Here is a 14,156-nt window from a genome sequence, read left to right on the forward strand (position 1 = left end):
GATATGAATTATGAAGCGCTTTGCTTTTTGATCAGGTTAAGGGCCGAGCCCTCGTGGAACCATTGAATCTGAGCCTGATTATAGGTGTGGTTGGCCACGACATTGTCCCGACTCCCATCGGCATGAACCACTTCAATAGTCAGGGGTTTGCCAGGAGCAAAGGACTCGATGTCCACAAAATTAAAAGTGTCATCCTCCTGAATCAGGTCGTAATCCCCCTCATTATTAAACGTAAGGGCCAGCATTCCCTGTTTCTTCAGGTTAGTCTCGTGAATCCTGGCAAAAGACTTAACCAGGACAGCAGCAACACCCAGGTGTCTGGGCTGCATGGCCGCATGTTCCCTGGAAGAGCCCTCTCCGTAATTATGGTCCCCTACAACTATGGTTTTAATGCCCGCTGCCTTGTAGGCCCGTTGTGTATCCGGTACGCCCCCGTATTCACCTGTCAATTGATTCTTGACAAAATTCGTTTTCATATTAAAGGCATTGACCGCGCCGATAAGCGTATTATTGGAAATATTATCGAGGTGACCCCTGAATCGAAGCCAGGGTCCTGCCATAGATATATGATCTGTTGTACACTTTCCGAAAGCTTTGATCAATAGCTTCATCCCCTGCAGGGACTCAGGCTTGATGGGCTCAAATGGATCGAGCAACTGAAGGCGCTCCGAATCGGATGCCACGACAACCTCTACACTGCTGCCATCTTCGTTCGGTGGGATATACCCCGCATCCTCTACCGCAAAGCCTTCCGGAGGCAATTCGTATCCCCTGGGTTCATCCAGGCGGACTTCCTCCCCATCCTCATTGATAAGGGTATCGGTTAGTGGGTTAAAATCCAGACGTCCTGCGATGGCAATAGCAGTGACCAATTCAGGGGATCCCACAAAGGCCAGCGTATTCGGATTCCCATCCGCGCGTTTCGCAAAATTCCGGTTAAATGAATGTACGATTGTGTTTCTAGGGCCATTCGCGGCCTTGTCTCCATAGCGATCCCACATCCCGATACAGGGACCACATGCATTGGCGAAAACCGTTGCCCCAATATTATTGAAGGTATCGATAAAGCCATCGCGTTCGATGGTATACCGGACCTGTTCGGAACCCGGGGTAATGGTGAAATCGGCTTTTGTCTTCAGCTTTTTATCCGCTACTTGTTTGGCAAGGGATGCCGCTCTGGAGATATCTTCGTAAGAGGAATTTGTACAGGAACCGATAAGGCCTACTTCTACCCGCAGGGGCCAGTCGTTCTCCTTCGCAACCTCAGACATTTTTGAGATAGGCGTTGAAAGGTCCGGAGTAAATGGCCCGTTCAGGTGGGGTTCCAGGGTATTCAAATCAATTTCAATCACCTGGTCAAAATAGGACTCCGGGTCTGCGTATACTTCCGGGTCCGCAGTCAGGTATGAGGCCACTGCGTTGGCGGCATCTGCAACATCAGCCCGACCCGTGGCTCTCAGATACCGGTCCATTGAAGCGTCATATCCGAAAGTAGAAGTCGTCGCTCCAACTTCTGCCCCCATATTGCATATAGTGCCTTTCCCTGTACAGGACATGGAAGTAGCACCCTCTCCAAAATATTCAATAATCGCTCCGGTTCCCCCTTTGACCGTAAGGATATCGGCCACTTTGAGAATCACATCCTTCGGAGCAGTCCATCCACTCAAGGCCCCGGTAAGCTTTACCCCGATCAATTTCGGGAATTTCAGTTCCCAGGCCATCCCGGCCATGACATCAACTGCATCCGCTCCGCCCACACCTATGGCGACCATTCCAAGTCCCCCGGCGTTAACCGTATGGGAATCTGTACCAATCATCATTCCGCCCGGAAAGGCATAATTTTCGAGCACTACCTGATGGATGATTCCCGCACCTGGCTTCCAAAAGCCAATACCGTATTTGTTGGAGACAGATTCGAGGAAGTCGAAAACCTCGTTACTGGTCTCATTAGCCCGCTTTAAATCGGCAGTTGCGCCCACCTTTGCCTGAATGAGGTGATCGCAATGCACAGTCGTAGGTACCGCCACCTGAGGCTTACCGGCATGCATAAACTGCAGCAATGCCATTTGTGCCGTAGCATCCTGACAGGCCACCCGATCCGGTGCAAAATCGACATAGTCCTTTCCCCTCTGAAAAACGCGGTCAGGCGTACCATCCCAAAGATGAGAATAAAGGATTTTCTCTGAAAGAGTTAAGGGTTTTCCAGTCAATTCCCGCGCTTTATCCACACGTGCCGGGAATCGGGAGTAAACCTCTTTGATCATCTCAATATCGAATGCCATTGTCTTTGGGATTTCTGGGTTTGTATCGCTATCAAAAGTACTAAAATGAAAGGGTATATAAAACTATTCACAGTGCGATTCATCTGATTTGGGAATTTGACAAATCCACAAGTTTTACAATGGACTTTTAATAAGTTTCTATAGGGGAAATTAACAGCTTTGTAAGGAAAGCACCCTCATTTTAGCACCTGATAATCTTATAATTCCAGGAGCCCGGGCAAATTGCCGTACAACCTTTGGGATCAGAGGATTTTCTCAATAATCGCCTCATCCGTAATCCCTTCGGCCTCGGCCTTGTAATTTCTGAGGATCCGGTGCCTCAGGATTCCGGGGGCAACCGCCTTAACATCCGCAATGTCCGGGGAAAATCGGCCATCGACTGCGGCATGGGCTTTGGCCGCAAGCACCAGGTTTTGAGAAGCTCTTGGTCCCGCGCCCCAATCGAGGTACTGGTTGACCAGGTCAGAGGCACCAGCCTGTCCGGGCCTTGTTTTCTGTGCGAGTTCCACAGCGTAGCGAACCACGTTATCCGGCACGGGTATTCTGCGGATCAGATGCTGAACCTGCAGGATTTCCTCTGCGGTAAACAAGGTGGAAAGCTCAACTTTCCGGTCGTCTGTGGTGTTTTTGACAACCTGTATTTCTTCCTCCAGCGTTGGGTACTCCAAACGAATGGCGAACATAAAGCGATCGAGCTGGGCTTCGGGCAACGGATAGGTTCCCTCCTGTTCAATCGGGTTTTGGGTAGCCAGAACAAAATAGGGCTCCTGAAGTTTGTATTGCTTTCCGGTAATGGTCACGGCGCGCTCCTGCATAGCCTCCAGCAGAGCGGCCTGCGTTTTCGGAGGCGTACGGTTGATCTCATCGGCCAGGATAATATTCGCAAAAACGGGACCCTTCACAAAAACGAATTTTCGATCCTGATTCAGCACTTCACTTCCAAGGATATCGCTTGGCATCAGGTCGGGCGTAAACTGAATCCGTTTAAAATCCAGGCCCAGGGTTTTGGCAATCGTATTGACCATTAGGGTCTTTGCCAGGCCGGGGACTCCGATTAAAAGGGAATGGCCTCCGGTGTAAATAGACCAGAGGATTTGGTCCACTACCTCATGCTGTCCCACGATGACTTTCCCGATTTCTTCTTTTAGGGCCTTATGCTTTTCAACCAGGCGACCTACTGCTTCAACATCCGACATATTAATCCTTTAACCAGTTATTGGTAAATGAGCACTCCCGGTACTCTGAATCCAGACTGATATAGGTTTCGTCGATGCGCTCGGACATCCAATCCCGGATGGCGCGGAATTGTTTATCGCGAAGGGCCAGCTCCTGGATTTTCATATAGTCCCTGGCAAAATCCGCCTGGTGCTCATCATAGCGGTTGGTCACCATCAGAATCTTGTAACTCGGGGGACCCCCGCGCGGATCGGGTTCCAGTGTCGGATTCGAAATTTCATTGTCTTTCAGGTTGCGCACCTGATTGTAGAGTTTTGGATCCATCTTGGTCAGTTCAAAACGCGATCCGAAATCGGCCGGGTTCCGTAAAACCCCACCATCGAATTTGGTCTCTTTCTCGTCCGAAAAATTCAAAGCGGCTTCGGCAAAGGTGTACTTGCCCTCCATGATATGCGTCCGAATGCTGTCCAGGTCTTTGCGGGCATCATCCAGGGCCTTCTGCGGAACTTCCGGCTGAATCAGTATATGCCGCAGGTCCAGCTCCTGTCCCCGGATTTTCTCGATAAAAATGATATGATATCCAAAAGGGGACTCAAATGGTTCCGAGATTTCTCCTTCCCTAAGGCTGAACGCGACATCTTTGAATTCCTTTACAAACGGTGTCTGACGCGTCATGGAGTAAAATCCGCCCTTAGATTTTGAGCCGGGATCCTGTGAGTAGAGGATCGCTTTAACCCTGAAGCTGGCCCCGTTATCAACCACGTCTGCCCTGATTTCATTGAGCAGGTCGACAACTTTTTGTTTTTCTATTTCAGGGATTTCAGGCTTTTTGACAATCTGTGCGATTTCGAGCTCTGCACCAAAGACGGGTCTTTCGTCTTCGGGAATTTTATTAAAGAACTGCCGGACTTCTTCCGGAGTCACCTCGATTTCCCCAACGATATCCTGCTGCATGCGCTGGGAAAGCATCTGCAGCTTATTGATTTTGAAAAGCTCCTCGCGCAAGTCCTCAACGGTTTCCTGGTTGTAGAACTCCAAAACCTTTTCCATAGATCCGAGCCGCTGAACAAACTCCTGGATATACTGTTCACTGGTGCTGTTCACCTCGTCATCCGCTACCAAAATACTATCCTGTACGGCCTGGTGGGCGTAGAGCCTGTCTTCCATAAGCTTTCCCAGGAGGCTGCACTGATCCACATCTTCCTCGGTGGCACCCTGGTTTCTCAAATCGATCAGCGTTTTCTCCACATCAGAATCCAGGATAACATAGTCTCCTACCACAGCTGCAATCCCATCCAGCTTTACGCGTTGACGCGGTGGGGCATCAGCAGCCTTTTCAGTATATGACCCCTGTATGATTTCCTCCGGGGGTTCAACCTGTGTATCGGGTATGGAATCCAGGACCTGGGCCATACCCGCAGACATTCCAAATGTCAGAAACCCGATTAGTAAAGCAAGATTAATTCGTTTCATAGATTTCAAATTCTTTCTCCCGAATGGCCTCATCCATAAGGTCGGTTTCAAGAGAGCGTAAATATTTCATTTTCCTTCTATTGAGCAGTACCTGCCGAAGGGTTGGCTCGATATAATTCAGGGGTGCCACTTCATTCGGTTCCAGAACATCCACAACCTTAGTCAAATATACCCCGGTTGAATCCTCCAGCTGAAAGAATTGTGATTTATTTAGGTACTCGGCCTCATTCTCATAGGTCAGCGGATTAATTTCTTCTACCACGCGGGCCACAGGAACCCAGAGCGAATCATTGAAATGGAGTTTTTTAAATTGTACGCCCACAGAATCCAGAAACTTCAAATCATTCCCTTCAAAACTCTTCAATCGCCTGGTGACTTCCTCTTTGTTTATGAATTGCTGAGGGATTTCAATAAACCGGAGCTGCACGATTTTCTCCTGCAACCTGAAGTTATCTTTCTCTTTTTCGTAAAACGCCAGTAATTCTTCTTCCCCGACCAGGGTATCAGCGATCTGGGCGACCAGGGCTTCTTTATAGGCCCGACTGTAGAGTTCGGCACGGTAGTCTGAAATCAACAATTCAAAATCGGCCAATTGCGCTTCCGGAAGATTGATGCGCGCTTTGGAAAGCAACAATTGACGGGTAGCCCATTCGTTGATTAAGTTATTGACAAAAGACACGCTGTCTTCCTCGCTTAACGAACCTACTAGTCTGGGTTGGATATCCTCCATGTAAAGGTAGGACTCACCGACCCGCGCAATAGGCGTTTCGCTGGGTTGCTCCCTGAATAACCCATCGCAACCTGCAAAAACAAACAGGATAAGCAGCAATGGGAGTGCGGCCTTTTGACCACGGGCATTGAAATTGCGCAGAATCATTGGTCAAAAATAACAATATCGCCTTCCCCCACAAGCACGAGGGAGGTGCATTAACACATTTTTAGTACGGTGAATCCCTCAATTTTAATATCTTAGAAGAAACCTTTGTGCCGTGACCTACACGACCAAAATCGACATTGAGCTTCCCAGGGAAAAGGTAGTGAACCTGCTCGAGGATACCACCAACTTTAAACATTGGCAACGTGGACTACAGTCCCTTCGTCCGATATCAGGCCTTTCCGGGGAAGAGGGCGCTCAGGTTGAATTGGAATACCTCATGGGGAAACGGCAGCTGGTGATGATTGAAACGATTATCAAAAAGAATTTTCCAGAGCAATACCACCTGACTTATGACGCCAAGGGCGTGCACAATATCCAGAAAAACTACTTTGAAGAATTGGGAGAAGCCAAATGCCGCTGGACCTCTGAAACCGAATTTCAATTTTCAGGCTTGCCCATGAAACTTATGGGGTGGTTGATGCCAGGTATGTTTAAGAAGCAATCCCTGACCTATATGAAGGACTTTAAGGCATTTGCTGAAAAAGGAACGTCTGTTACTACATCATAAAGAAGACATTGGGGAAAAAAATAAAACTTATTTGGGACTTCCGGGGCCCGCAAGCTGCCGAAACCGCTAGGCATTTTGAACACCACCTGAAAGAATCGCCACTCTTCTATCCGGAATTGCCCACAGGTGTTGAGCGACTCTCCGAGATGCACAGTTTCGCTTTTTTGGTCGTAGGGGAGACGGAAATGCCGGCATTTCGCGATGCCCTGAAACCGCACAGAGGAACACTAGTAGATTAAATAACCAACCGCTATAGCTTCGACCACATGAGTACACCCCGCTTAAAAGCACTGTTTTACGGCTTCTTCGCATGGGCTCCTGCCAGTGCAATGCTTTTGTTGTTTTCCGGATGTCAGTCACCTGAGCACCGGGAAGATCCACTGCTCAGTATCCTCCGTTCGGAGAACCCGGACATTCAACGCGTAATGCAGGACCCTGAAAAATACGAGATCCAGATACGTTATACCCGTATTAACCGGGAAGGTGATTCCGTAAGGTTTACGGATTACGATTACCGGGTTGCCCGAGACACCTATTTCTACCCGGCGAGCACGGTAAAATTTCCAATAGCGCTGGCTGCCCTTGAAAAATTAAATAGCCTGGATAGCCTGGAGCGAACAAACCGCTACTATATCGAAGGGGATAGCGTGGAGAATTCTTTCGCGGAGGATATTGATAAAATCTTTGCGGTAAGTGACAACCATGCGAGTAACCGTTTAATCGAGTTTCTGGGCCAGGATGAGATCAATGCACGTATCAGCGACAAAAATGCAGGTCCTGTCCGGATAAGCCATAGACTGGGATATCACAGGGAGGATCGGACCACACAACCCCTGGTCATATACATGAATGACAGTATCACGGTCCTTTCGGATCCAATCATCAGCAGTCCTCCCACTCCCCTTGACCTTAAAGGAATACGGAAAGGAACCGGCTTCTATGACGGGGATTCCCTGATTGCAGAACCCTTTGATTTCAGTATGAAGAATTACCTGCCGGTCCAGACGCTGCACGGGCTGTTAAAGCGGGTTGTTTTCCCGGAAAACTTCCCGGAGGAGGAACGACTTAAGATCAATGCGGACCAGAGGGAATTTCTGCTGACTTCGATGAAGACCCTGCCCCGATTATCGGGCTATCCGGCAGACATATATCCGGACGGGTACTGTAAGTTTTTTATCTACGGAGATACAGAGGAGCCCATACCCGATGCCATAGAGATCTATAATAAGGTTGGATTTGCCTATGGAACGCTGACAGACTGCGCGTATATTAAAGACACCGAAAAAGGAATTGAATTTATGCTTACCGCTACCATCCTGGTGAACGCCAATGGAATCTTCAACGATGACCATTACGAATACGACCAGACGGGACTACCCTTCCTGGCGAGTTTAGGACGGGAAGTGTATAAATTCGAATCCGGGCAACTCAAATAGCTTCAGGAGTAATGATGCCGGGGTTTGACCTCCGGATAGCCGTCGGAAGTTTATTTCGCCAAATGGACCGAACGGGTCTCGCGGATTACGGTAACCTTTACCTGGCCCGGGTAGGTCATATCCGTTTGAATCTTCTGAGAAATTTCAAACGAGAGCTGAGCCGCCTTTTCATCACTGACTTTTTCACTTTCCACCATCACCCTAAGCTCACGACCCGCCTGAATGGCGTATGCCTTCTGTACACCTCCAAAACCAAAGGCAATCTCTTCCAAATCCTTAAGGCGCTGAATGTAGGAATCCAGGACCTGTCGTCTGGCACCCGGACGGGCACCGCTAATGGCGTCACAGACCTGTACTATCGGGGCAATCAGGGTGTTCATCTCGATCTCATCGTGGTGGGCCCCGATGGCGTTACAAACATCTGGCTTCTCGCCGTATTTCTCCGCCCATTGCATACCCAGAATGGCATGAGGTGTTTCGAGTTCAGTTTCCGAATTCGGCACTTTTCCAATGTCGTGCAGCAACCCTGCCCGTTTTGCGAGTTTGGGATTCAGACCCAGTTCCGCGGCCATGATGCCACAGAGTTTAGCTACTTCCCTGGAGTGTTGCAATAAGTTCTGACCATAAGAAGACCGGTACTTCATGCGGCCTACCATCCGAATTAATTCCGAATGCAGACCGTGGATCCCAAGGTCGATTACAGTTCTTTTGCCAACTTCGAGAATTTCCTGCTCGATCTGTTTTTCAGTCTTGCGAACTATCTCCTCGATCCGCGCCGGATGGATTCTACCATCGGTTACCAGTTTATGAAGGGAGAGTCGGGCAACCTCTCTTCGGACGGAATCAAAACAAGACAGAATAATAGCCTCTGGAGTGTCGTCCACAATGATCTCTACCCCGGTAGCCGCTTCAAGGGCGCGAATGTTTCGGCCTTCACGCCCAATGATACGCCCTTTGACATCATCCGACTCCAGATTGAAGACAGACACGCAGTTCTCTACCGCTTCCTCTGTTCCAATCCGCTGAATGGTATTTACGATGATTTTTTTGGCTTCCTGCTGGGCGCTGAGTTTAGCCTCTTCCAGGGATTCCTGGAGGAATGCCATAGCATCGGAGCGGGCGGATTCCTTGAGGGATTCCAACAACTGTCCCCGAGCATCCTCGGCCGACAAACCGGAAATCACTTCCAGTTGCTCTATCTGGTTTTTATGGAGTTTTTCAACTTCTTCCTGCTTGCGCTCGTATATGGATTTCCTTTTTTCAAAATCCTGAAGTTTTGTTTCCAGCTGCGCATTGAGCTTTTTATTCCGCGCCAGCTCACTGCTTACCTGGGACTCTTTATCGCGGGTACGCTTTTCGGTTTCGGCAATTTTCTTGTCCTTATTGTTAATGACCTTCTCGTGTTCCGCCTTGAGTTCCAGAAATTTTTCCCGGGCCTGGTAAATCTTCTCTTTCTTTATACTTTCTCCTTCGGTCTTTGCATTTTTGAGAATTGATGCAGCCTCCTTCTTTGCCCCTTCAAGGGTTTTGGTCGCTTTACCCTTTTCGAGCAATTTTGCGATCAGAAATCCCACTACCAGTCCTATTCCCAGGGCTATAATACCTGTTGTAATGTCCATAACTTAGCGTTTTAAAAGTGTTACAGGCAGCAGAACCCTTCTCCAAAAGGGTTGCGAAACACATTTACGATTTCCCCCGGATACTCTCAGGAAAAAACATAAAAAAGCCCACATTGATGAAGTTTTGTACAAACTCCGATAAACAGGTTTAGGGCTACCAGATTGCTCAAGGATCCTTTCTCGAAGGCTTGCTTTTACAACCTAAACTCACCCTTTTTAAAAAAATTAGTGTTGAGTTTGTCAAAAAATAGTGACCAATGTGGGCAATATCATTTGGTATGTTAAAGAACTTAGCGAACGCTCATTTTAGAAGCAACTAACTGGTCAAGCGCCTTTAAACGCTCCGTAACCTCCAGGGTGTCTTCTTTTCGTTCAATCCCGCCCTGCTCTATTTTAGATGCAAATTGTAAGGCACACATGGCCAACACATCCTGTTTATCGCGGACGGCGTAATTCTGTTCAAATTTTTTGGCCAACTGATCTATAGTCTTGGCGGCCTTGCGGAGCCCTTCCTCCTGAGAGGGATCAATGGTCAGCGGATAAATCCGATCCGCAATAGACAATTTGATCTTGAGCTTTTCCGTCATTTTGAACGCGCATTCACTCTGAAAGCTGGACGATACACTGGTCCAATTCCCGGATTAATGCATTTATTTTGAGCTTCGCTTCTGTTTTATTTGTTTCACTGCCCAGCACTGTATTTGCCATCTTCAGGGATTTGTACTTCTCCTCCCATGCTTCCACGGATCTTTGGGCATCCTCGTATTGGCTTTTTAGCCCTTCCATTTCCCTTTCGAGTACCAGTTTTTGCTGCTGCTCCAGCTCTAGCTTGTGCAGAAGCTTACTGATTTTATTCTCAAGAGAATCTACGACTTCGACCAATTCACTCATTGGCAAGGAACAATGCTTTTACACAAAGATAGCATTCCATGCGGGACTTCGCAATATTTTTTTCAAACCCACCAGGCCAGATGTTCTGCCTTAGAGGTATTCTGACCGTGCATGACATCACTCCTGTTTTTCATTTGCGCGTCGAATATGTAATTTCGCACCTCATTGGTGAATATGAAACAAAGTGTGCTTTTACTGCTGGGTTTGTTCCTCGGATCTTTGGGCTTTGGTCAATACGCGGGTTCGGAGCCGGATTTTCGTTCACCATTGGACATTCCACTAATCCTCTCCGGAACCTTTGGAGAACTGCGCTCAAATCACTTTCACGCAGGAATTGATATAAAGACGCAGCAGCGGGAAGGACTACCCGTTTTTTCAATTGAGGAGGGGACGGTCAGCCGGATCAAAGTCAGCCACTGGGGTTATGGAAAAGTACTCTATATCGCACATCCGAATGGATATACCTCCGTTTACGCCCACCTCCAAAAATTCGGGCCGAGGATCGAGAAATACGTAAAGGAGCTGCAATACAAAAAGCAACAATATCCCCTGGAGGTGTTTCCTGAATTTGGAACCCTGAAGGTTTCCAAAGGAGATACCATCGCCTTTTCCGGAAATACAGGCGGCTCTGCCGGGCCTCATTTGCATTTTGAAATCAGAAACAGCCTTGATGAAAAACCGACCAACCCTTTGCTATATGGTCTTGAAGTACGGGATGCCACCAATCCGGTCATTTCAGGATTATTTGCCTACCCCCTCTCAGCGGGCGCTCAGGTGAATCAGAAGGGAAAGCGGACCCAGCTCAAAATCAACAGGCAAGCGGATGGCACCTTGCTGGCAGAGCCTGTGGAAGGTTCCGGACGTATTGGGTTTGGGATAAAAACCTATGATCGTCAGGATATGGCCGCCAACAAGAATGGGGTGTACAGGGTCATCCAACGGGTAAATGGGAAGACGTATACCGACCTTGATTTTGAATCCTTTTCTTTTGGAGAAACCCGGTATATCAACACCTTAATCGACTATCCGTATTACGCCCGATACCAGGATCGGATTCAAAAGTGCTTCCGGGAGGAAAGCAATAAACTCAGTATTTATAATACCCTGTTCAACGAGGGCGCCATAGACGTGGTCCCAGGGCAGAGCTACCTTGTCGAAATGCAGATTTCCGACCTTGCTGGGAATCAGACGGTATTGAGAATTCCCTTAGAAGGGAAACAGCTCCCGATTTTGGAGACAGAAACGCCTGAAAAAACGGCCTATTTCGTTTATGCAGATAAACCGGCGAGTTTCAAACTCGAGGGGGCACAGGTCTATTTTCCGGCGGGCAGCTTTTACAAAGATGTATTTCTGAACCTGGAATCGGACTCTGCAGTAGTGCGGATTCATGAACCGTCCCTACCGATGCACCGCAACTTCACCCTTACTTTTGACGTTTCGCACCTGCCCAGTGAGGATAGGGGGCAGTATTTTATTGCCAGACTCGATGAAAGCGACCGTCCTCAACACCAAAAAACCTACAGGCGTGAAGATCAATTTACAGCCCGAAGCAGGAACCTGGGCAGGTATACCCTCGCCCGGGATACCGTGCCCCCGGTTATCCGGCCCAAAAATTTCAAAAAGAATCAATGGCTTACCAATTACCGTTATCTGAGCCTGAGGATTTCAGATGACCTTAGCGGGATCTCAAGTTATTCTGCCACACTAAATGGCCAGTGGATTCTAATGGAATACGAACCTAAGAAACAGACTCTTACCTATAATTTTGACGATCGCATTCTCAATGAACGACAGTGTGATTTAGAAGTTGAAGTTGTGGACAATGTGGGGAACAAAGAAATCTTTACCATCCAGTTTTTTAAACGCTGATTCAGGCGCCGGGGTCAGGGTTCCGGGAAGTTTATGAAGGCTGTCTACTGTGTTTTACCTATTTTTGCAACCCGTATAATTTGCGACCCGGAGACCCAATATGAAATCTGCATTTCGATTACCTTTTCTTTGTTTGCTTTTGCTTGTCTGGACAAATGCTCTTGCCCAAAAAAATATTTATCTCAGCAATCGATTTGATGACCTGAGTTCAGAGCACGAGGTTTTGGCGATTATTCCATTCTTTACAAACCTCGAATTGGGTGAGGAAATCGAGGCGTCAGAAATTAACAGGCTTGAACAACAGGAGGGCTATGCCGTTCAGGAAGCTCTGGAAACTTATTTTGGCCGGGGCAAAAAGAAGAAGAAGTTTTCTGTGCGTTTTCAAAACATCGAGGATACCAACGCCATGTTGGCTCAAAACGAGATTTCTTTCAAAAATATAGACCGGTATACCATTAAAGAGCTTTCAGAAATCCTTAAAGTCGATGGGATTATTAGCGGGAATATGGACGTCAACATCCTCCTATCCAATGGAGTCCCTACCGAAATAAGTTTTCTGGATTACATTCTCTTCGATGCCGACTACGGGCGGATCGGGATCAAGATAAGCGATGGGCGAACCGGAAAGTTGCTTTGGAAGTACGAACAGGAAATCAACCGAAAGTCCGGCAAGAACACTGAAGAACTCATCGATAAAATGATGAAAAAGGCAGCCCGGAAATTTCCATATGACAAGGAGAATCTCAACAAGGGCTAACCCCTTACGAATTCGCAAATTCTTCAAGGACCCCTACCGCGTAATCCACTTCTTCCAAAGTGTTGTAATGGGAGAACGAAAACCTGAGTGATGGCAGGCTCAAGGCTTCTGCATCCAGGATTTCATTCAGCACATGAGATCCGGAATCACTTCCCGACTGGCACGCACTTCCCTTTGAGCACGCAATACCATTGAGGTCCAGGTGGAATAGCAAGAGCTGGCTTTTGGCCGGATCAACCGGGAGGCGTACATTGACAAGCGTATAAGTGCTTCGTTCCATATCCCCGGAAAGACCATTAAACTGAATTTCGGGAATGGCCTTTTTAAGCTCTTCGATAAAATGTGATTTGAGACCAGCCACATACTCCCGCTCTTCATCCAGATGGGCATAGGCCGTCTCAAAAGCCTTGTGAAGGCCGACAATGTTGTGGTAGGGCTCGGTACCTGCCCGGAATCCCCTTTCCTGGGATCCTCCGAGGATAAGAGGTTTGAGTCCGCTGTTTTTCCTGACATAGGCGAAACCCACTCCCTTAGGACCGTGGAATTTGTGTGCCGCCGCGGTCAGGAAATCAATTGGGGTACGCGATAGGTCCCATGGAAAATGACCCACGGACTGTACTGTGTCCGAATGGAAAAGTGCACCGTACTCCCTGCAAAGAGAACCGACAGCCTCCAAGTCCAGCAGATTCCCGATTTCATTGTTTACGTGCATCAGGCTGACCAGCTTTCGGGAATCATCTTCCTGCAGCGCCCTTTCGAGTTCGGCAAGGTCAGGGTTTCCATCCGCGTCCAGGGGAAGGTATTTAAGCGTTATATCGTATTCTTCAGCCAGGGCTTCAGCCGTATGCAATACGGCGTGATGTTCAATTTTTGAGGTAATAAGCGTAGTTACACCCTGGTCGCGAACGGCGCATCGGAGAATCATATTGTCTGCCTCGGTTCCTCCCGAGGTGAAAATGATTTCTCCGGGTTGTGCATTGAGCTGGGCGGCAATACTCTTTCGCGCCTTTTCAATCCCCGTCCTGGCCATCCTGCCAAACGCATGGGTAGATGATGGGTTTCCATAACAGCCGCAGAGCGCCTCGTGCATGCTTGCTATTACTTCCTCCCTCAGTGGGGTCGTGGCTGCGTTATCGAGATATACTTGTTTCATAAATCTGGTCAATGGAATCAAAAATAACCGTTTCAGTGGAAAATCAACTAAAAAC

13 protein-coding genes and 1 other RNA gene are annotated in these 14,156 nt (G+C 48.1%); 5 read left to right on the plus strand and 9 right to left on the minus strand.

Annotated elements, in window-relative coordinates; genetic code table 11:
* Positions 1-8: 8 nt before the first annotated feature.
* From QU605_RS04585 to QU605_RS04600, 4 genes are all read right to left on the minus strand, one after another.
* A complete protein-coding gene (locus tag QU605_RS04585) occupies positions 9-2,282 on the minus strand; it encodes an aconitate hydratase (protein WP_289724100.1) in 2,274 nt (757 codons plus the stop codon).
* Positions 2,283-2,524: 242 nt separating this feature from the next.
* On the minus strand, positions 2,525-3,478 hold the full coding sequence (locus tag QU605_RS04590; RefSeq protein WP_289724101.1) for an AAA family ATPase: 954 nt from the start codon (positions 3,476-3,478) through the stop codon (positions 2,525-2,527).
* Position 3,479: 1 nt separating this feature from the next.
* Entirely contained in the window at positions 3,480-4,931 is a 1,452-nt protein-coding gene (locus QU605_RS04595) for a peptidylprolyl isomerase (RefSeq protein WP_289724102.1), read from the minus strand.
* Positions 4,918-5,808 (minus strand): peptidyl-prolyl cis-trans isomerase, encoded by an 891-nt coding sequence (locus QU605_RS04600; RefSeq protein WP_289724103.1) that lies wholly within the window; start codon positions 5,806-5,808, stop codon positions 4,918-4,920. The genes QU605_RS04595 and QU605_RS04600 overlap by 14 nt, the downstream gene beginning before the upstream one ends.
* Positions 5,809-5,920: 112 nt before the next feature.
* On the opposite strand from QU605_RS04600, the gene QU605_RS04605 reads away from it, so the two are divergent.
* From QU605_RS04605 to QU605_RS04615, 3 genes are read left to right on the plus strand one after another with little or no spacing between them, the layout of a single operon-like run.
* A complete protein-coding gene (locus tag QU605_RS04605) occupies positions 5,921-6,376 on the plus strand; it encodes an SRPBCC family protein (protein ID WP_289724104.1) in 456 nt (151 codons plus the stop codon).
* An 8-nt stretch (positions 6,377-6,384) separates the two neighbouring features.
* Complete coding sequence (locus QU605_RS04610) at positions 6,385-6,615, plus strand: hypothetical protein (RefSeq protein WP_289724105.1); 231 nt, start codon at positions 6,385-6,387, stop codon at positions 6,613-6,615.
* Positions 6,616-6,642: 27 nt separating this feature from the next.
* Positions 6,643-7,812, plus strand: coding sequence for a serine hydrolase (locus tag QU605_RS04615; protein ID WP_289724106.1), 1,170 nt, complete (start codon positions 6,643-6,645; stop codon positions 7,810-7,812).
* Positions 7,813-7,862: 50 nt separating this feature from the next.
* On the opposite strand, the gene rny is transcribed toward QU605_RS04615, so the two are convergent.
* The 4 genes from rny to QU605_RS04635 form a co-directional block, all read right to left on the minus strand.
* Positions 7,863-9,431 carry a ribonuclease Y gene (gene rny, locus QU605_RS04620; protein ID WP_289724107.1) on the minus strand — a complete coding sequence of 523 codons (1,569 nt, stop codon included), beginning with the start codon at positions 9,429-9,431 and terminating at the stop codon, positions 7,863-7,865.
* A 130-nt stretch (positions 9,432-9,561) separates the two neighbouring features.
* A non-coding RNA gene (gene ssrS / locus QU605_RS04625) (6S RNA) lies at positions 9,562-9,668 on the minus strand.
* Positions 9,669-9,721: 53 nt separating this feature from the next.
* A complete protein-coding gene (locus tag QU605_RS04630) occupies positions 9,722-10,018 on the minus strand; it encodes a cell division protein ZapA (RefSeq protein ID WP_289724108.1) in 297 nt (98 codons plus the stop codon).
* A 13-nt stretch (positions 10,019-10,031) separates the two neighbouring features.
* Positions 10,032-10,322, minus strand: a complete 291-nt coding sequence (locus QU605_RS04635) for a hypothetical protein (RefSeq protein ID WP_289724109.1) — start codon at positions 10,320-10,322, stop codon at positions 10,032-10,034.
* A gap of 186 nt (positions 10,323-10,508) precedes the next feature.
* Between QU605_RS04635 and QU605_RS04640 the strand changes: the two genes are divergently transcribed.
* Together QU605_RS04640 and QU605_RS04645 are read left to right on the plus strand one after the other, a co-directional pair.
* Complete coding sequence (locus tag QU605_RS04640) at positions 10,509-12,191, plus strand: M23 family metallopeptidase (RefSeq protein WP_353655875.1); 1,683 nt, start codon at positions 10,509-10,511, stop codon at positions 12,189-12,191.
* A 100-nt stretch (positions 12,192-12,291) separates the two neighbouring features.
* Positions 12,292-12,948, plus strand: coding sequence for a DUF4136 domain-containing protein (locus QU605_RS04645; protein ID WP_289724110.1), 657 nt, complete (start codon positions 12,292-12,294; stop codon positions 12,946-12,948).
* Between the two features lie 4 nt (positions 12,949-12,952).
* Here the strand turns inward: QU605_RS04645 and QU605_RS04650 are convergent, their stop codons facing one another.
* A complete protein-coding gene (locus QU605_RS04650) occupies positions 12,953-14,101 on the minus strand; it encodes a cysteine desulfurase family protein (protein WP_289724111.1) in 1,149 nt (382 codons plus the stop codon).
* Positions 14,102-14,156 lie beyond the last annotated feature (55 nt).

Origin of the sequence: Robiginitalea aurantiaca (assembly GCF_030380815.1) — a bacterium.
In the GTDB taxonomy this organism is placed as follows: domain Bacteria; phylum Bacteroidota; class Bacteroidia; order Flavobacteriales; family Flavobacteriaceae; genus Robiginitalea; species Robiginitalea aurantiaca.